Below are 19,750 nucleotides of genomic sequence, written 5' to 3' on the forward strand. Positions count from 1 at the left end.
TATTCGGAGTGGGGGGCCTGACCATTCGCCTGCTCTCTTCAGTCTCCATTCAAGCCAGCCCTTTTTGGCTATTCCATAGGCTTCTGTCAGTATTTCATCAGTCTTGGAGTCAAGGCTTGGATTCCTTTTTATGTGCTGCTCGTTATCATACTTTGATCTTCCTTTGGGGCACCATTTCCGCAGCAGGTGTGCTATACCGTTTTTAGCAACGCTGGCGAAAAATCAAACGGGTTCGAGGGCAGGAAGAAGTTAACCGGAGAAAATTATGTCTCAACAACGAGTCTTAATGGCAATTCTGGTATTGAATGGATCTATTGCCACAACACTCAGGAAGACGCTTGAAAAGGATTGTACCAGGCTCTACCAGAATCACTTCGGCAAACACTACAAGCTCTTTCCGATCTGGGTGGAAGTGCCTCGTTCACAGGCTTTTTTAGCCGCCCGGCCGAGCAATGCGACCACCATTTCCATTGGCGTGGAAAACGATCTTCCCAACGACATTCGTCATGCATTTATGAGTGAATTCAGTGAACTTTGGATGAAGTATACCGGGTGCAATAAAAACGAGATCATGCTGACGGCGATGGATTTTCAGGCACAACAAGATTTATTGAAGCTGACTCAGACCCGAATCCGTTCCTCGAGAAGGCCACTGGCCACACTTCAGATGATCGGCCGATTGGCAAAGTCGAAAATCTTTTCACGACACTTTTCCACGTCCATTAACTTTTAAACCTTAGCCTGCAGGAGAACAACCATGCCCCTGTACAATGTTTCAACCCCGGGTGCGGTAGAGATGTCAAAAAGACAACCCTTGTCAAAACTCATTATGGATACCCACTGTTGTTTAACCAGTGCACCTGAGAGTCTTGTAAATGTGCTCTTTAATCAAAATATTCCATTGAAAAAAGGTATTGTTATTCACTTGCAGGCTAACGTCCGCAAAGGCAGGACATCAGACATCAACGACCGACTTAGCCTGGAAATGCAGAACAATATTGCCCATTTTTTTGGGATCGATGCTTCCGGGGTATCAGTATCCCTGTTTGAAGTGCCAGCATCCTGGGTGATGGAAGGCGGCGAGTTGTTACCAGAACCCGGAGAAGAAGCTTCTTGTGAATGGCTTCAGAAAGATCTCAAAGAATGCGAAGACGAGAAAAAGCATGCTGCTTTGGAAACGATGACATAGGCTCTTTGTATCTGGGCAGTTGTTCTGTCGGTAGTCCTTGTTCGAATGCAGTTTGAAATGTTCAAGGGCATGCTCCTTTCCTGTCAGGTTTAATAATCCGCCGGAGAATGGAGTTTTGGGAGAGCCAGTAGCTTCCCCAGGGAAATATAAAAGAGTTACAGGAAAATAAGCCGGAAAGATTGGGGAGATTTTTACAACTCATCTATTCTCCATGTGCGGCTAAGTGACTGCTTTTTTTGTGTTAATAACATTCAAAAAACATTTTTTTCGGGTAGCTTGAGCAGTGAGAAAACTACCTTTGGCGTTAAAATCCGAGCCTGGCCTTTATTCAGGTATTGCTGCATCAATATTGTTCTATTCGTTGTGCAACTGCTTTTTGACGACAGGATCTCCCAACTGGGTCAGTGCGGGTCTGTTTTTGATTTTGTTCGTTGTCATGCTCTGGTCTTCCTTTGGCGTGGTTCGCCATGCTGATGGTCTGGCTGAACAGTTGGGTGAGCCTTACGGCACTCTGATACTGACCCTGTCAGTGATCAGTATTGAAGTCATTGTGATTTCAGCCGTGATGCTCACCGGAAGTCATAATCCAACGCTGGGTCGGGATGTGATGTTTTCTGTCCTGATGATTGTACTGAATGGGTTGGTCGGACTGTCGCTGCTCCTGGGAGGGGTCAGGCATGTTGAGCAGACGTTTAATTTGCAGGGTGCCAACTCCTTTCTGGGGATTCTTGTTCCTCTCTCTGTGTTGGGTTTGATTCTGCCGAATTTTACAGAGTCAACCTCCATAGGTACTTTCTCCCTTGAGCAAATAGTCTTTCTTGTTGTTATGAATGTTGTCCTCTATCTGGCTTTTCTGGGAATGCAGGCTATGAGGCACCGGCACTATTTTGTGGGTGATAATGAAGCCTCTGATCACAGTGATGAAAAGAGGTTGTCTGTCTCGTCGCATACCCTGCTTTTGCTCTGCTATATGGTTCCCATTGTTTTGCTGTCGAAAAAGCTGGCAGTGATTGTGGATTATGGAATTTCTGAACTGGGAGCGCCTTCAGACCTGGGCGGAATGATTGTGGCTATTCTGGTGCTTTCTCCGGAAGGAATGGCGGCGATCAAAGCAGCAAGAGCCAATAATCTTCAGCGCTCTATCAATATCTGTCTCGGGTCGGCTCTGGCCACCATTGGTATGACCATACCTGCCGTGTTACTGATCGGGGTTCTGACTTCCAAAACCATTGTTTTGGGTTTGAATAATGTCGATGCATTATTGCTGGTTCTGACGCTGCTGGTTTCCATCGTGAACTTTTCCTCAGGTAAAAGTAACCTTTTCCAGGGGGTGACTCATCTGACATTGTTTTTCTGCTACATCATTCTGATCTTTGACTGATCCTGATTCATAACTGCTTTTCTCTTCGATTCATTGGCTCGTGAGCTCCCATAAGAAAACCCGTTCATAAGTGCTCTGAATTCAGTTGTTTTTCGGAAGAAAAATATTGTCTTTTTATTAATACTGTGTTTGAATGCGAAAAATTTGCATTAGATTTGTTGAGGCAGTTGGCGTGCCCCTGAGACTCCTGATAAAAGTCGGATAAAAAAAGCGAGACGGTGATTCAAATTACCTCTCGCTTTTTTTGAGCGTGCTCTCTAAGGAAACAGGGTTATAACGTTACTGTCTTGAGAGCTTCGCCCATCAGGTTTTACCCTTGCTGACCTGATTGGGAACAGGTCGAACAGCCTTAAGCGTAGAAAATCATTTTGCCCATGAATGAGATGATTTTCATGAGGTGAATGTGGGAGGAATCATTGACTAAGTCAGCCGTACTGGCTCTGGAAGACGGAAGTCTTTTTCGGGGCATTGCCATTGGATCCGATGGAGAAACCAGTGGTGAGGTCGTTTTCAATACAGCCATGACTGGCTATCAGGAAATACTCACCGATCCTTCTTATTCCCGTCAAATTGTGACTCTCACCTACCCCCATATTGGTAATACTGGCATTACTCCCATAGACGAAGAGTCTACTGAAATTCATGCTGCCGGCCTTGTTATCCGAGATCTTCCCCTTCTCGCCAGCAACTGGCGGAACAGGATGCCTCTTGATGAGTACCTTCGTACTAATCACATCGTAGCCATTGCTGATATTGATACCCGTCGCCTGACCCGTATCCTGCGAGAAAAGGGTGCCCAGAATGGTTGTATTCTGGTGGCCGATGAAAACGGTCATATTGATGAAGCGACAGCCCTGGAAAAGGCTCGGGCATTCCCCGGCCTGAAAGGTATGGACCTTGCCAGAGAAGTGACAGTTTCGGAGTCCTATGAATGGAAAGAAGGTGTCTGGTCTCTGGAGTCCGATGATCACCAGTCTGTTGATGAGCAGCCTTTCCATGTTGTGGCTTATGACTTTGGTGTAAAGCGCAACATACTCAGAATGCTGGCCCAGCGTGGTTGTCGTTTGACGGTTGTACCCGCAGAGACTCCTGCGGAAGAGGTTTTGGCCATGAGTCCGGACGGTGTTTTCCTGTCCAACGGTCCCGGTGATCCGGAGCCCTGTGATTATGCCATCAAGGCCATTCAGGATATTCTGGAAACCCGTATCCCGGTCTTTGGTATTTGTCTGGGTCATCAGCTGCTGGGTTTGGCCAGTGGTGCTGCCACCATGAAGATGAAGTTTGGTCACCACGGGGCCAACCATCCGGTCCAGGATCTGGATTCCGGTGTCGTAATGATTACCAGTCAGAATCACGGTTTTGCCGTGGCTGAAGAGAATCTGCCTGAAAATATCCGGGTTACTCACAAATCCCTGTTTGATGGCAGTCTTCAGGGTATTGAGCTGACAGATCGGCCCGCCTTCAGTTTCCAGGGACACCCTGAAGCCAGCCCTGGGCCGCACGATGTAGCAGTGCTGTTTGACCGGTTTATCACTATGCTGGAAGAGCACACAGCCGCTTCCAAATCCTGATCAGGTCGCTTGAAAGAGAGACACACAGTACAGACTCAACAGGCTTTCGTGAGCGGAAAGCTCCGCAAGCCTGAGACAAGTTACGAGAGCAACGATGCCGAAACGTACAGATATTGAAAGCATCCTGATCCTGGGTGCGGGTCCTATCATCATCGGTCAGGCCTGTGAATTTGACTATTCCGGAGCCCAGGCCTGTAAAGCCCTTAAAGAAGAAGGGTATCGTGTCATTCTGGTGAACTCTAACCCGGCCACCATCATGACCGACCCCAGTATGGCAGACGCGACTTACATTGAGCCCATTCGCTGGGAAACCGTCGCCAAGATCATCGAGAAAGAACGTCCGGATGCGGTGCTGCCTACCATGGGTGGTCAGACGGCTCTGAACTGCGCTCTGGATCTGTTCCATAAGGGAGTTCTGGAAAAATATAATGTCCAGATGATCGGCGCCAGCCGTGATGCCATCGACAAGGCTGAAGATCGTGAGATGTTCGACACGGCAATGAAGAACATTGGTCTGGAAACACCTCGCTCCGGCATTGCCCACACTATGGAAGAAGCTCAGGTTGTGCTGGATCAGGTGGGCTTCCCCTGTATCATTCGTCCTTCTTTCACCATGGGAGGGTCCGGTGGTGGTATTGCCTATAACAAGGATGAATTTGAAGAGATCTGTAAACGTGGTCTGGACCTGTCACCCACCAGTGAGCTACTGATCGATGAATCCCTGATTGGCTGGAAAGAGTATGAGATGGAAGTGGTCCGTGACCGCAATGACAACTGCATCATTGTCTGCTCTATCGAGAACTTTGATCCGATGGGCGTTCACACCGGTGACTCGATCACGGTCGCACCTTCCCAGACGCTCACTGATAAAGAATATCAGATCATGCGTAATGCCTCTGTTGCTGTTCTGCGAGAGATTGGTGTTGAAACCGGTGGTTCCAATGTTCAGTTCGGTATTTGCCCGGACACCGGCCGTATGGTCGTGATCGAAATGAACCCCCGGGTATCCCGTTCTTCCGCTCTGGCTTCAAAAGCGACTGGCTTCCCGATTGCCAAAGTGGCAGCCAAGTTGGCCGTAGGGTACACCCTGGATGAACTGCGAAACGAAATTACCGGCGGTGTGGTCCCGGCTTCTTTCGAGCCTACCATCGATTACGTCGTTACCAAGATTCCCCGTTTTGCCTTTGAGAAATTTCCTCAGGCTGACGACCGCCTCACTACCCAGATGAAATCGGTGGGTGAGGTCATGGCCATTGGTCGTACTTTCCAGGAGTCCATGCAAAAAGCCCTTCGTGGTCTGGAAACCGGAGCTACCGGTTTCAATCCAATGCTGGATGTTTCTGATGAAGGTGCTATCGACAAGATCAAGGCAGAGCTGGTTGTTCCAAAAGCGGATCGTCCTTACTACGTGGCAGACGCTTTTCGTGCCGGTATGACGCGTGAGGAAGTCTTTAACAGCTGCATGATCGATCATTGGTTCCTCGTCCAGATCGAAGACATTGTAAAAGAAGAGCAAAGCCTGGTTGGCAAAGATCTGTCTGCGCTGGATGCCGACACTCTGTTCAGACTCAAGCGTAAGGGGTTCAGTGATGCACGTCTGGCAGAGGTGATGACCATCTCTGAAACAGAAGTGCGTAACCATCGTCGCCAGCTGAACATCAAGCCGGTCTTCAAGCGTGTGGACACCTGTGCGGCCGAATTTGCCTCCACGACAGCTTACATGTACTCCACCTACGAGGAAGAGTGTGAAGCTGTGCCAACCGATAATGAAAAGATCATGGTTATCGGTGGTGGTCCAAACCGTATCGGTCAGGGTATCGAGTTCGATTACTGCTGTGTGCATGCCGCCATGGCTGCCCGTGAAGATGGTTACGAAACCATCATGGTTAACTGTAACCCCGAAACGGTTTCTACTGATTATGACACTTCTGACCGACTGTACTTTGAACCAGTTACTCTGGAAGATGTTCTCGCCATTATTGATGCTGAAAAGCCCAAGGGTGTGATCGTTCACTACGGTGGTCAGACACCTCTAAAGCTGGCTCGTGCTCTGGAGGCTGAAGGTGTGCCTATTATCGGTACCAGTCCGGATGCAATTGACCGTGCCGAAGATCGTGAACGTTTCCAGGGCATGATCCAGAAGCTTGATCTGCTGCAGCCTGCAAACGCCACCGTGCGCAGTGCTGAAGAAGCTGTAACTAAAGCCAAGGAAATTGGCTATCCGCTGGTTGTGCGTCCGTCTTATGTTCTGGGTGGTCGTGCCATGGAAATCGTGGCCGGCGAAGATGAGCTTCAGAAGTACATGAAGGAAGCTGTTCAGGTTTCCAATGACAGTCCGGTGCTGCTGGATCTGTTCCTGAACCGTGCCGTAGAGGTGGATGTCGATGCAGTTTGCGACGGCGAGCGCGTGGTCATTGGTGCCATTATGCAACACATTGAGCAGGCAGGCATTCACTCTGGTGATTCCGGTTGCTCTCTGCCTCCCTACAGTCTGAGTCCCCGCATCCAGAACAAGATCCGTGAGCAGGTGAAAGCCATGGCTATGGAACTGGGTGTAGTCGGTCTGATGAATGTTCAGATGGCGTTGCAGGACGGTGAACTCTACGTGATCGAGGTTAACCCTCGTGCATCCCGAACAGTGCCTTTTGTGTCCAAGTGCATTGGTCACTCTTTGGCCAAGATTGCCGCTCGTGTCATGATGGGCAAAACTCTGGAAGAGCTGGAGTTTACCAAAGAGATCGTACCTCCATACTTCTGCGTGAAAGAAGCCATCTTCCCGTTCAATAAGTTCCCGGGTGTGGACCCGATTCTTGGCCCTGAAATGAAGTCTACCGGTGAAGTGATGGGTGTTGGTGCTTCTTTCCCGGAAGCCTATTACAAGGCTCAGCTGGCTGAAAATATGGCACTGCCGGAAGGTGGGCGTGTCATCATCAGTGTCCGTGATCAGGATAAGCCCATGGTGCCTGGTATCGCCCGTCTGTTAATGGATACCGGTTTTGAGCTGGTGGCTACCAGCGGCACTGCCCAGGTGATCGAAGATGCCGGTCTGCCCGTGACCCGGGTCAAAAAGGTGATGGAAGGTCGACCAAATATGGTGGACAGCATCGTCAATGGTGATATAGCCTTTGTCGTCAACACTACCGAAGGTCGTCAGGCCATTGCAGATTCCTATAAAATCCGCCGATCTTCCCTGACCAAAAAGGTTCTCTACACCACCACCATGGCAGGTGCGGAAGCCATTGCCCGGGCCATCGCCTTTGGTTCGGAGAAAACAGTCAGAAGACTTCAGGATTTACACGAAGGTAAGACTGGATGAATCGATATCCAATGACAGTGGAGGGCGAAAAAGCCCTCCGTGAAGAGTTGGCGCAACTGAAAACCGTGGAAAGACCACGCATTTCCCAGGCGATTGCCGAGGCCCGGGAATTGGGGGACTTGAAAGAAAACGCTGAATATCACGCAGCTCGTGAACAGCAGAGCTTTACTGAGGGTCGTATCAACGATATTGAGGGCAAGTTATCCAACGCTCAGGTTATCGATATTACTACGATCAAGAAAACCGGTAAGGTTATCTTTGGTACCACAGTTGTACTGGTTAATCTGGATACGGACGATGAAGTCGAGTACAAGATCGTGGGGGATGATGAAGCAGACATCAAGGATAACAAGATCTCTGTTAATTCACCGATTGCCCGTGCCCTGGTAGGTAAGGAAGAAGGTGATGTGGTGGTTGTAAATACACCTTCCGGCAATGTTGAATATGAGATCGATGAGGTTAAGCACATCTGATGATCACGATTCTCTGCATGGGTCGATGGCCTGTGCAGAGAAGCTGGTTTCCCGCCCTCTGCGCTCCCTGAAGCTCTCATCCTCTGTGTATAAGTACCTGGCCAATGGGTTTTCATAGCTATGTCAGCATAACTGACAAGCCTGTTAGTGACCTTTCCAGCCATTGATTGCATTCTTGTGTTCAGAAAAAAAACACAACAAGGATTCATGGAGGGAGTGTTATGATGGATTTACTGCGGACAGGCTCAGTGCCATTTAGTAAGAAAACTATTGCCGATAAATTGGAGCAAATTGGAAGTGCTGCCACAAAACTCGGGCGCCACACGGTCGGTAAGCTCAAAAGAGCTTATGGCTATATGAAAACCGGCGACTTTTCTCACACTCACTACCCTGAGCAAAGCTCAAGCTCAGACAGTACCAGACAGTTTTCAGAGCGTGCTATTGCCAGACCGCCTTCAGAAAGAGGTGTTGTCAGGCCGGCTTCAAAACCTGCCCAGCCGGGGAGTAATGGCAACGATCTGGCAGCCAGACTTGAGAGTCTCAAAAGTGACTGCTCTCGGGCACATACCGGGCAGGATCTCTTGGCGATGAAACAGAAAACCGCAGACCTGCTAAACGATGCCAGAATAAAGCTTCAGGATAATCCTGAGGCGGATAAAATTCTTCAAAAACTAAATACTGCGGCTCATCTGCTTGATGCTTCATCTGAAGCTGATAACCATGTCCACGAGGCTGCCGACAGTCTACAGAAGGTGCTGCTAGATATTAAATTTGATGAATTGAGCCAGTTACGCGATCAACATCAGCAGATAATCCAAATAGAAAAAGAGGTTGCTGATGTGTGTGGGATGATGAAAACCCTGCAAGGTCTGGTTTATAAACAGGGTGAGGAGGTGAGCCGGATTGAAGATAATATCACTCGAAGCAGTGAGAATGTCAAAGGTGCCGGGGATTCTCTCGATTCAGCGCAAAAGTCCGCTAAAAAAGCTCGTAAACTGAAGATTGTTTTAGGTATTGTGCTTGCCGTTGTCGGCATCACACTTCTGGCCTGCTTGCTCTAATTGGCTCCCGGAACTCGAAGGTGTGAGATGATCAGCTACTCACACCTTCAAATCCTTTAGCTTCAGAACCGTAAGAGTATCCGATATTTGACTGACAATTCTTCGCTCATTTTCTCTCAATGATCCTTGTGGAAACCTATCGTTCAGCAGACTTAAAAGCCTTTATTACTTCATTAGCTCAAAGCATCTTCAGGACACTCCTGCTAACAAGAACAACATCAAAAAAATCAGGCTTTCCCTTTAACTGTTATTGCAATATTCCCTTCTCGACTTCCGATAAATAATCAGAAGGCAGTGTTATGCCTATACTGTTAGCTTTGGATTGGGTGTGTTTGTAAAATGAAGACAGTTAGAAGCGTACTTTTTATTTTTAAAATAATCCGATACCTCATGTCAGCTTTGCTATCTTGTAGCTGAAAATTCAAAACTTTTAGGAACTTGGCTTATGAAAAAAATAGCTGCCTTGATATTTTCGTTACTTTTTGTTGAATCTACCCTTTCTGATGAGATTTCAGTTCACTGGCTATACAGTTGGATGCCTTTTACCTATACAGTACCAGAAGGAAGTGTTGGTATTTTTTTCAGAGGTGGATTTTATAAGGAAGTTTATGAGCCGGGAATACACAGATTATTCACATGGCCTGTTACCAAAGGAATGCGAATAAATGTAAGGCCACAGATAGATATTATTGAGGATATAGCATGTGGTACTATGGATGGTCTCACAATCAAATTTCCTAGAATTGCCGTTTATAATCAACTCCATAAAGACCAGGTATTAAATGTTGTCTCAAATTTTGGAGAAGATTATGATCATTACTTAATAACAGAACCTACAATTCAGGCTGTAACAGAGCTGTGTACGACGATGACAGCCCAGGAAATATACATTGATAAGTTTCCTACTATAAACGATTTTTTGTTACAACACTTGGTTGAAGAGCAAGAGAAAAGTAATTCTAAATTAAAAATAAATAAAGTGGTTGTTTCTAAGCCGGTTCTTCCAGGAAACATAAGAAAAAACTACGAAGTTATTGTGGAAGAGAAAAGCAAGCTTGTGGCTGTTTCACAAATTCAAGCCAGGAAGTTAAAGGAAGCTGAAACCGAACAGTTGGAACGATCAAAAAAAGCTCATACAGATAAAATGGTAGCTGAAATAGAAAATGAAAAAAAACTTGCTGAAGAAAAAAATAAAATGGAATTAGAGAAGATTCGAGTGGCTGTTAGAATCCATCAATTACGTGAAGACGCTGAAGCAGAGGCGTTTATACTCAGGCAAAAGGGTGAAGCTGAAGCCTATGTAATACAAGTTAGTGGTGAAGCTCGTGCCAATGCTACGCTGCAAGAGGCAATAGCCAATGAAAGGCTCATTACACCTTTATATGTTCAGCTAAAACAGGCAGAGGCGTTTTGGAGAAATAACAACTCTAAACTGATATATTTTGGAGAAAATATTCCTAAAACTGTATATCCAGGCCTCATTGACTCAGAAAAAATAAGAAAGTTTGCAAATTAACGCAAGTATATTTTAGTGCCAGCTAACGCTGGAAAAGAAAGGAACGGCATCTACAGTATTGGAAGCTCGCTCCTTTAGGGGCGAGTAGTTCACGCCTTAATGGCAACGCCAATGCTTATGCAACTTTTAACGGGTATAGAGCACTAGGGAAAACGCTCATGAAAATCGGTAAAGCTGCTAAACTGATGATTTTTCAATTAGTAGAGTATCGAATATGAAAAAATATTACTTCTTTTTTTTTGCTCTATGTTTTTGTCATGTTGCACTTTCAAATGAACGGTTTATAAACCCTAAGCTTGTTTATAAATCTGGTTGGCTTGAATTCAATATTCCGGAATGGATTGATTTTCTTGATTATGAAGATGGAGAAAAAGTTCAAACCAGTGAGGGACGCACATTTTATATTGCAAACAAAGATGGCTGGCAGTCTGATGCTGGCCGAATGGTCAAAGTTTTCTTAAGGAATGAAATTGAATCGGACAAAGGGTTGCTTTATTTAACTGGTTCTGAAATGAGTGCAGGTGTTTTTGAAATGTATAAAGTTTCGATACAAGGTAGGAACGCTATTTGTAGATGCAGTAACCCAGCTTGCGAAGCGGGGTTTATAACAATAGTTCCGGATAGGACCTACCGTTCGACTATTAAAGTAAACAATCAAATTACTTACTCAATAACATTTATTATCGAAAATAATGCACTTACCCTGACAGTTGTGGATGATACGACACCTTCAAATAGTGTGAAAATAACATACGAATGCGCAGTCAATTCAAGCAGTTAACCCATTAAATCGGTTTATGGGGACAGGTAATGCCGGATTCATTGTCAGGTGGCATGTATCTTGATGTGGTTCACTACGATTCTATTAGCTTATTGATATATTAAAGAAGGGAACTTTTTACAAAAGTTCTGGTCAAAGGATGTATGATCAAAGAAATTGAAAGGATGCTAACCTATGAAAAATAAAGCTTACTTATTATTAATTCTTTCTCTGGCGTTCTCACGTTATTCATACCCGTGTCTTGTAAGTGATAATTACAAAGGCTACAGGTCAGAGGCCATCTGCACTGAAGAACCTCTGTCTATCGAAGAAAAAGCTAAAAAAATTCTGGCTAATATCGAAAAACGTCCATTGAAAGAGAAGAAAATAAACGCTTCTATAAAATCAGCTTACTTAGAGATTAGATCTTTGACCAATAGGCTAAGTAATGGCAAATCTACAGAAAGGTTATTTTTAGTTGTACGCGATCAAAATAGAACGTTTTCAAAGGATATAACTGAGTATTCACTCGTACTCTTTAATGATGGGATGGTCGTGTTCCCGAATACTCGCGATGTTAAGCATGTAATGGAAGATTCAGGATTTTCAATTTCATATATTAATAAAACTATAGATAAATTAAAGAATAAGCATTTGACAATGGCTTTTCCAGAAGTCGTTTCAGATCTTGGCATTCCTATGGATCAAATTTTTATAAAAGATGGGTTTTCAAAGTATATATCGAGAATTAAAGTAATGATTGACGCTTCTAAAAAAGAAGCGTCGCTTTCTGGAATTTTGCATAAGAATACGCCTCATGTTATTGCTTTATTACGACGTCATTTTCCTGATATCGAACAACTACATTTGGATATTATACCCGGTACTAACGACGCGGTTTATGTGTTCGAGTCAGCTTTACTTGTACGTTATTTCTCTTTAAACACATACATAGGAAAAGACAGTCACGTTTTTTCTGGGGGTGTTACATTGTTTTTCTCAGGTGCGAAGAAATTTTTTCACAGTGGAGCAATATTAAAAGATCATGGTTGGCAGGCAAATACTATTGAACAGGGTCAACCTGGGAGTGAATTTAGTGACCAGCAATTAATGCTCAACGATTTAAGAGAAACGCTTGGTTACCCTGTTTTGCTTAAGGAATTGACAAAAAGTTTAACACCTGACGTCTTTCATCGATTTACACCTGATGAGTTATCATCTATGGGGGCTGTTCTCGTTAATGATGAGCTTTGAAGCATAAACCTTTAAATCGCTGGTTTCCTAAAATGTAATGATTTTCTCCCGATAAAATCGATGTAGGCTCACGAGCTAAGTTGTCATCTCGTGTTCTACTGGAGACCGGTCATTTAAGATTAAGTGTCATTGACTCGATATTCAGCCCTATTAACTCTCTGCGGCTCTGATTATATCCATAATTTTTTTCTATCTTGATCATTATAAAAAGTGTTTTCACTCAAGCTGTGATCAATATCATTAGATCGAGAAGCTAGAATTACAGATTCTTCCTCAGTAATGTGTGCCAAAATTAATCTTAAAATATTGATAGCTGACTCTGGCTCAAGAAAACTAACTTTGGCTAAATCTTCACAAGATGGAGTTGTATCTTTTATGTCTGATTTAGATCTACGAGAAAAAAATCCAATTTCAATTAAATTTTTGGATTGATTTAGTTGATATAAATGCTCAAATAATTCGTTTCTTTTACAAGTGCCAGTGTGGTCTTTCTCTGATAAGAGAGATGAATAAGCACAAATTGCATCTTCAGCCAGTGGAATGCCTCTAATGTATCTAGCAGCCTGTCGGACTTAAGACTGTCCTACTGCGGTTGCAATAAATTGGTCTAAAAATCCCTGTTTCTTCGTCAAATAGCTCGCTATTCTCCTCAGAAACAGAGATTTTTATCCTCAATTTCTTGCAATCCTCGCTACGGACGCTTAAGTCCGACAGGCTGCTAGTGCTTTCCATGCCTTGAACTAAACCGTTGAACGGATTCATTAAATAGAAGTCAACAGTATATTCAAATACGTTAGAAATGTTGGAGTAAGCGACTTCGAGATCTTCCTCTACCAGTATTTTAATCAGATTATCCATGACTTCTCTTGAGAAATAGTTTGCCTCTACGGCTTGTATGCGGCATTCACTTAAAGCAGATTTAAATTCCTCTAATCGACTTTGAGATGAAAGGCAATGTAGCTCGCCCATTGCTTCTTTATACATTGCCGCTGACTCTGAAATTTTTGTTTCATCTGCGTCTTCTATACATCCTGATTCTTTAAAGACTCCAAAGATAAGTTGATTAACTCATCATGATATTCTGGATTGTGTGAAGTTAAAGAGGTCAATTTTTCTAATATTTTTTCAATGAATTTTAAAAGAACCGGGTCACAATCAACTTGTATGATTAATTTTGATATTCGTGAAAGCTAGGGTATACAAGATAGTAAACCTGACTCACCCGTTACAATGGATGCTCTTCTTTCATTTACCGCGGGTGCGTTCAGAATTTCAGCTATAGTGTTTGCAAGTGAAAATTTATCTCCTCCAATAGCTGCTAATGAAAACTTTTTTCCTTATTACACTGTTGCTGTGCCCATTAATCGCAAGCTCTGTCTATGAAGAGGAACCAGAGTCTTCAGTAAGTATCATAAGCAGACAGATAATGATAGGTGTGATCGGTGGTACCATTGAATTTACTTTTTCCACTTGCATTCTAGTCCCGATAGCTTCTATATTTCTTCCAATAGATGAAAGAGAATGCGAGTGTATAACAAGTCAGCCTGTTTTTATCAGGGGTTTAGGCCTTGTTGTTGGGTCGACCATGGAAGAAGTCTTTTTTCGCTTTTATTTGCAGCCAATGCTGAATTATGTTTTATGCCGAAGATTATGCCGTCCCCTATCATCAATTGGTATTTTATTTGTCAACCAACGTTGTATTGGCAGTGATCTCTCTTTATGTTTTACAAATATTTTTTTCGGACTTTGTCATTTATTAAACCCAGTCAGGTCACCTGTCCAAGTTGTTAGTGCTACAGTGTCAGGTTTTTACTATTCATATATATATAACCATCATGGTTCAATCGCTGTAATCACCAGTCATGTGACACATAATCTTCTCTGTCTTGCTTTTGCACATTACCTTCAAAGATAAAAGTGCACCTGTCGTCTGCGTAAGCAGTGTTGTACTATCGTAAATGCTATGGTCAAAGACCGCGTACACTAGAACCCCGGGATTGCTGAATAATCAGCTGTTGATGCCATAGTTGATTTTTAAATGCATTTTATTGCAATGAGCTGATAAGTCTGCCAGTACTTGATTGCACCTGACACTGTTCTACCTTCGCTATCTCTTTCAATAAATTACTCAACCTTATCCGGTTCATAACCACAATCTACAGCTTTCTTGTTGCCTGATGGATTTAGTGCTTCAGCATAATGGAGAGAGTGCCTTAAATTTTGTCAAAACACGTATTAACGATTTCGTAGAAAAGCCACCACAAAAGCTGTTATCTCCAGGAGCTGCTGAACCGGATTGTGCATTTGAAACACTCTCTATCAGAAGTCAGGAAGCTCTGTTTCCCCTCACACCGCCTTCTGCTTTCCAGTGCTTTGAGATCCTCTCGATGGGCTTTCGGTCTTTTGAGAGAGAGTATTGCAAGTGCTTAATCTGACAAAGCCGCTCTGATATAACTGAATGACTGAAGCAGGATTAAATTAATATTAAAGTGAGTCTCTTGGAGAGACTAGTCTTGGAAGTCTTTTTTCTACAGGCTCGTTATGTTGGTTGAGGAAGGTATCAAAAATGTATTACTTTTTCTTTTTATTATTTCTTGCAGTAGTCAGCGCAGTTAAGGCTTCTCCTGACCAATGTGAAAAAGGTTATCTGATTTTAAAGCTAAGCGAAACGACAAGGCAAGAAATCATACAACAAGGTAATAAATCTGAGAATAAAATTTATCTGGAAGATCATCAAGGAAGCAGAATAGATCTTCATCATATACAGCAATTGCCTGAAGAATTATCTACCGACTTTTTTGAAGATCGCTATATGGATATTGATTTTGTTTCAGAAATAAATTCTGCATACGGAGGAGATTGCATCTTTTTTAGTTTTGATTTGCCTGAAAATCTTTATTTGACCGGATTCTTTGGTCCCTTCCCTATATTCAATAGAATAAAACATGAATGTTTAAGATGTTCGCTATTTGCGGGCTTGAGTGATGATTTGTGTTGGGCTACAGGCCGTTGGTTTGGCTTTACAAAGGAGTCGGGGGACTTCTTGTCACTTATATTGCCAAGGTATGAAATTAAATGGAAAAGAAAAAACAATGAAGTTTTACGAGAGCTTTTACTATTACCCCCAGACAAAAATAAAGGCTTCCCGGGAGGTATGGAATATCTAAAAGCTAAAGCTCATTTTGAAAGTTATCAGAAGTAATCTGACTAATAGTCAAAATCAACATAAATCGGGCAGCCGGAGGTCTCTAATCTCCAGCACCCAGTCGAGTCAACCAAGGGAACCTCTCCCTTGGCTGGTTGAACCTGAAGGATCAGCCGGAAGTTATGATCTGCTCCGCATAGGACCGCGTTGCTGGCATTGTCTTTATGGATATTGTGCAAAGTAACAGTTGTTGAGTTTACCATGCCATCTCCTATTTACGACTGAAGTACGCAACCCCTGAGAGTGAAACGCTATAGCTATAAAAATAAACCGTCGTATTTTTATTGGATCAACCACTTCATTCGCTACCAACAGCTTAAGCACTAAAAGCATTCGGGGTCCGAGCACGTCAGACAGTTTGAGCTTAACTTTTCGGTCGACGCCGGATTGCTGCTTCAAGGCAAAACCAAGTATTGAATGCGCTGAACTTTTTATAGAAAAAGAACTGGTCAGGGTGCCTCAAACCCAGGCACCCTCAAACGTCAGAAGCTTTTGACATTAGACAGGTTGGGCTTGGCGTCTTTGTTCTCTTTGAAGATAAGAGCAATGTTACCAATGGTCTGAATCAGTTCTGCCTGAGTCTGGTTGCACAGCTCGGCAATAGCTTCTTTCTTGACTTCACGGTCACCCACTGCAAACTTCACCTTGATCAGCTCGTGATCGTGCAGGGCGCGCAGTGTCTCTTCAATAACGCCATCACTCAGACCGTTGCCCGCTACCATTACGACAGGTTTCAGTTTGTGGCCGAGGGAACGGAAGTGTCTCTTTTTTTCAGAACTAATGCTCATGATTTCAGAATCCTGAGGCTGAATATCCAGTAAGCCGATTGCCTACAGCCATGGCAACCGGGCAACAGGTTCCTGATGCGCGATAAACAAGGTTGTATTTTACAGACCTGAATCGGCGGCTCGCTGCCCGGTTTTTGTAAGATAGGGAAAAACCGGGTTGGAAACTGTTGATCAAAAGTTCATCATTGTACTTTATTCTCTATGGCTCACAAGTCCAGTAGTCATGAATAATGCTTTTTAAGGTAGGTAGTGTAAGGTAGAAATGGCCAGATCCAAAAGCAGTGCCCGCTGGCTGCAGGAGCACTTTGAAGACGAATACGTAAAGCGTTCACAGGAAGACGGCTATCGATCCCGGGCCAGCTATAAGCTGATCGAAATCCAGGAGAAGGACAAGCTGATCAGGCCGGGGATGAAAGTGGTCGATCTGGGGGCGGCTCCTGGCGGCTGGTCTCAGGTAGCTATCGAAATGGTAGGGGATAAGGGTCGTGTGGTGGCTTCAGATATTCTTCCCATGAACCCCATCGCCGGAGTTGATTTTATTCAGGGCGATTTTACCGAGGACGCTGTACTGGAAAAAATACTCAAGACGATCGGAAGTGATAAAGTAGACCTTGTAATTTCAGATATGGCCCCCAATATGAGTGGTACACTGGCGGTTGATCAGCCCAGAGCTATGTACTTGGCTGAGCTGGCTCTGGATTTGGCCAGACAGGTGCTGAAGAAAAATGGCTCTTTCCTGACCAAAACATTTCAGGGTGAAGGGTATCAGGAGTATCACAAGGATATGAAAACCTCATTCCATAAAGTGATTACCCGAAAACCCGGCTCCTCAAGAGCACGATCCAGAGAGGTGTTTCTGCTGGCCAGAAATTTTGTATCCTGAGAACATTGCTTTAACCTGGACGTTGCAATGTTTTGTTTGTTCAAGGGTGATGGTTAAGCGCTATCGAATCTTGACAGAAACCTCACAACCCGTCAGGTAAACGAGAAAAACCTTGTCGCAGTGCAGTTTCAAGCAGACCAGTCGGCATCATAGATTCTTTCTATCTGCCCAATAGCCAGCTGATGACTGTCACCCTCACTACCATTCGTGTATGGTAGAAGGTGCGAATTAACCATAAGAGAAAGCAGAGCCGGTAATTATGCCCTTAAAAACCGTTCGCCACAGGCTTCAGTACGCTCAAGTGAGGGTAGCCCTTTGAATGATATGGCAAAAAACTTGATTTTATGGGTCATCATTGCCCTGGTGCTGTTGACCGTATTCAAAAACTTCGATGGCATGCAGTCTTCTACTCAGAAGATCAGCTATTCTGACTTCATCAGTGCAGTAGAAAACCGTCAGGTCAGCAAGGTAGTGATTGACGGGTTTACCATTACTGGACTCATGAACAGCAGTGAGCGTTTTGAGACCAACCTGCCTCCGGCAGTGCCCGATAATCAGCTGATGGATGAGCTATTGCGCGGCAATGTTCAAATCGAATCCAAGCCAATTGAAAAGCAGAGTATCTGGACACAGTTGCTGGTTGCCAGTTTCCCGATTCTGGTGATTCTTGCTGTCTTCATGTTCTTTATGCGACAGATGCAGGGTGGCGGCGGTGGCCGTGGTGGCCCAATGAGCTTTGGCAAGAGCAAGGCCAGGTTGCTGTCGGAAGATCAGATCAAGACCACTTTTGCTGATGTAGCGGGTGTAGAAGAGGCCAAGGAAGACGTACAGGAACTGGTGGATTTCCTGAAAGATCCGGGCAAGTTCCAGCGTCTGGGTGGCCGCATTCCCCGTGGTGTCCTGATGGTAGGTCCTCCGGGTACCGGTAAAACTCTGCTGGCCAAGGCTATCGCAGGTGAAGCCAAGGTTCCGTTCTTTACCATCTCCGGTTCTGATTTTGTTGAAATGTTCGTGGGTGTGGGTGCTTCCCGTGTCCGTGACATGTTCGAGCAAGCTAAAAAGCAGGCACCCTGCATTATCTTCATCGACGAGATTGATGCTGTAGGTCGTCACCGTGGTGCTGGTATGGGTGGTGGTCATGATGAGCGTGAGCAAACGCTTAACCAGTTGCTGGTAGAAATGGATGGCTTTGAAGCAAACGACGGTATCATCGTAATTGCGGCAACGAACCGTCCCGACGTTCTGGACCCGGCGCTGCTGCGTCCTGGCCGTTTTGACCGTCAGGTTGTGGTAGGTCTGCCAGACATTCGTGGTCGTGAACAGATTCTAAAAGTCCATATGCGCAAGGTGCCTATTGGCGATGACGTTGAGCCGGCTGTGATTGCCCGTGGTACTCCCGGCTTCTCCGGTGCGGATCTTTCCAACCTGGTAAATGAAGCGGCACTTTTCTCTGCCCGCGCCAACAAGCGCACGGTAGGTATGCACGAGTTCGATCTCGCCAAAGATAAAATCATGATGGGTGCAGAGCGCAAATCCATGGTGATGAGTGAGAAAGAGAAACGAAATACGGCCTATCACGAAGCCGGTCACGCCATTGTTGGTCGTCTGGTGCCTGACCATGATCCGGTATACAAGGTCAGTATTATTCCTCGTGGTCGCGCATTGGGTGTCACCATGTTTCTGCCCGAGGAAGATCGTTACAGTCAGAGCAAAGAGGCTCTGATGAGCCAGATTTGTTCACTGTTCGGTGGTCGTATCGCTGAAGAAATGACGCTGGGTAAAGCGGGTGTCACCACGGGTGCTTCCAATGACATTCAGCGTGCAACCCAGATTGCCAGAAATATGGTGACCAAGTGGGGTCTGTCCGAGAAGCTGGGTCCTCTTCAGTATGATGATGAAGAAGGTGAAGTGTTCCTAGGCAAGAACTACGGCAGTGGTGGCGGACGCATGAATGTGTCTGGCGAAACCGCCAGGATGATCGACGAAGAAGTGCGCAGTATCATCGATGAGTGCTACGACACGGCTGAGAGACTTCTTAAGGAAAACCGCGACAAGCTGGATCTGATGTCTGATGCGTTGATGCAGTACGAAACCATTGATACTGATCAGATTGATGACATTATGGAAGGCAAGAAGCCTCGACCACCCAAGGAATCTTCCGGCTCTTCATCCAACGGTGATGGTGGTGCGGGTATCAAGGCAGAAGAGGCTCCTGAAGCATCCAAGTCAAAAGGTGCTGACGGTGATAATAATGCCAACAGCGACAACGATGATAAGAAAGGACCTATTGGTGGGCCGGCTGGCGAACATTGATCCCTTCTTATGAAACAAAAAAGGCAGGATTATTATCCTG

Annotated in this window: 16 protein-coding genes; 14 read left to right on the forward strand and 2 right to left on the reverse strand. The window is 44.8% G+C overall.

Features of this window, described 5'->3' with window-relative positions:
- The first annotated feature begins 265 nt into the window (after window positions 1–265).
- The 10 genes from P6910_RS04680 to P6910_RS04725 all read left to right on the forward strand — a co-directional run bounded on the left by P6910_RS04680 (window position 266) and on the right by P6910_RS04725 (window position 12,521).
- The gene (locus tag P6910_RS04680; RefSeq protein WP_317145124.1) at window positions 266–733 is read left to right on the forward strand and encodes a hypothetical protein; all 468 of its coding nucleotides are present in this window, start codon (window positions 266–268) and stop codon (window positions 731–733) included.
- 24 nt (window positions 734–757) lie between these two features.
- Window positions 758–1,189: a hypothetical protein gene (locus P6910_RS04685; RefSeq protein WP_317145125.1), complete on the forward strand. Its 432-nt coding sequence runs from the start codon at window positions 758–760 to the stop codon at window positions 1,187–1,189.
- Between the two features lie 376 nt (window positions 1,190–1,565).
- Window positions 1,566–2,570, forward strand: coding sequence for a hypothetical protein (locus P6910_RS04690; protein ID WP_317145126.1), 1,005 nt, complete (start codon window positions 1,566–1,568; stop codon window positions 2,568–2,570).
- 416 nt (window positions 2,571–2,986) lie between these two features.
- Window positions 2,987–4,141 carry a glutamine-hydrolyzing carbamoyl-phosphate synthase small subunit gene (gene carA, locus P6910_RS04695; protein WP_317145127.1) on the forward strand — a complete coding sequence of 385 codons (1,155 nt, stop codon included), beginning with the start codon at window positions 2,987–2,989 and terminating at the stop codon, window positions 4,139–4,141.
- A gap of 94 nt (window positions 4,142–4,235) precedes the next feature.
- Entirely contained in the window at window positions 4,236–7,457 is a 3,222-nt protein-coding gene (gene carB, locus P6910_RS04700; RefSeq protein ID WP_317145128.1) for a carbamoyl-phosphate synthase large subunit, read from the forward strand.
- Window positions 7,454–7,930 carry a transcription elongation factor GreA gene (gene greA, locus P6910_RS04705; protein WP_317145129.1) on the forward strand — a complete coding sequence of 159 codons (477 nt, stop codon included), beginning with the start codon at window positions 7,454–7,456 and terminating at the stop codon, window positions 7,928–7,930. Before carB ends, greA begins: the two co-directional genes overlap by 4 nt.
- Before the next feature lie 221 nt (window positions 7,931–8,151).
- Window positions 8,152–8,991, forward strand: a complete 840-nt coding sequence (locus tag P6910_RS04710) for a hypothetical protein (protein WP_317145130.1) — start codon at window positions 8,152–8,154, stop codon at window positions 8,989–8,991.
- Between the two features lie 445 nt (window positions 8,992–9,436).
- On the forward strand, window positions 9,437–10,507 hold the full coding sequence (locus tag P6910_RS04715; RefSeq protein WP_317145131.1) for an SPFH domain-containing protein: 1,071 nt from the start codon (window positions 9,437–9,439) through the stop codon (window positions 10,505–10,507).
- 214 nt (window positions 10,508–10,721) lie between these two features.
- Window positions 10,722–11,288, forward strand: coding sequence for a hypothetical protein (locus P6910_RS04720; protein WP_317145132.1), 567 nt, complete (start codon window positions 10,722–10,724; stop codon window positions 11,286–11,288).
- A gap of 174 nt (window positions 11,289–11,462) precedes the next feature.
- Window positions 11,463–12,521, forward strand: a complete 1,059-nt coding sequence (locus tag P6910_RS04725) for a hypothetical protein (protein WP_317145133.1) — start codon at window positions 11,463–11,465, stop codon at window positions 12,519–12,521.
- A gap of 555 nt (window positions 12,522–13,076) precedes the next feature.
- Here P6910_RS04725 and P6910_RS04730 read toward each other — a convergent pair.
- Window positions 13,077–13,505 (reverse strand): hypothetical protein, encoded by a 429-nt coding sequence (locus P6910_RS04730; RefSeq protein ID WP_317145134.1) that lies wholly within the window; start codon window positions 13,503–13,505, stop codon window positions 13,077–13,079.
- 442 nt (window positions 13,506–13,947) lie between these two features.
- On the opposite strand from P6910_RS04730, the gene P6910_RS26690 reads away from it, so the two are divergent.
- Together P6910_RS26690 and P6910_RS04735 are read left to right on the forward strand one after the other, a co-directional pair.
- Window positions 13,948–14,436: a CPBP family intramembrane glutamic endopeptidase gene (locus P6910_RS26690; RefSeq protein ID WP_410493876.1), complete on the forward strand. Its 489-nt coding sequence runs from the start codon at window positions 13,948–13,950 to the stop codon at window positions 14,434–14,436.
- 651 nt (window positions 14,437–15,087) lie between these two features.
- Window positions 15,088–15,723: a hypothetical protein gene (locus tag P6910_RS04735; protein ID WP_317145135.1), complete on the forward strand. Its 636-nt coding sequence runs from the start codon at window positions 15,088–15,090 to the stop codon at window positions 15,721–15,723.
- 485 nt (window positions 15,724–16,208) lie between these two features.
- Here the strand turns inward: P6910_RS04735 and yhbY are convergent, their stop codons facing one another.
- Window positions 16,209–16,514 (reverse strand): ribosome assembly RNA-binding protein YhbY, encoded by a 306-nt coding sequence (gene yhbY / locus P6910_RS04740; RefSeq protein ID WP_317145136.1) that lies wholly within the window; start codon window positions 16,512–16,514, stop codon window positions 16,209–16,211.
- Window positions 16,515–16,776: 262 nt separating this feature from the next.
- Here yhbY and rlmE point away from each other — a divergent pair, with 262 nt between their 5' ends.
- Together rlmE and ftsH are read left to right on the forward strand one after the other, a co-directional pair.
- Entirely contained in the window at window positions 16,777–17,397 is a 621-nt protein-coding gene (gene rlmE, locus P6910_RS04745; protein ID WP_317145137.1) for a 23S rRNA (uridine(2552)-2'-O)-methyltransferase RlmE, read from the forward strand.
- A gap of 324 nt (window positions 17,398–17,721) precedes the next feature.
- Complete coding sequence (ftsH, locus tag P6910_RS04750; protein WP_317145138.1) at window positions 17,722–19,710, forward strand: ATP-dependent zinc metalloprotease FtsH; 1,989 nt, start codon at window positions 17,722–17,724, stop codon at window positions 19,708–19,710.
- Window positions 19,711–19,750: the final 40 nt, after the last annotated feature.

Source organism: Endozoicomonas sp. 8E, from assembly GCF_032883915.1.
Taxonomy (GTDB): domain Bacteria; phylum Pseudomonadota; class Gammaproteobacteria; order Pseudomonadales; family Endozoicomonadaceae; genus Endozoicomonas_A.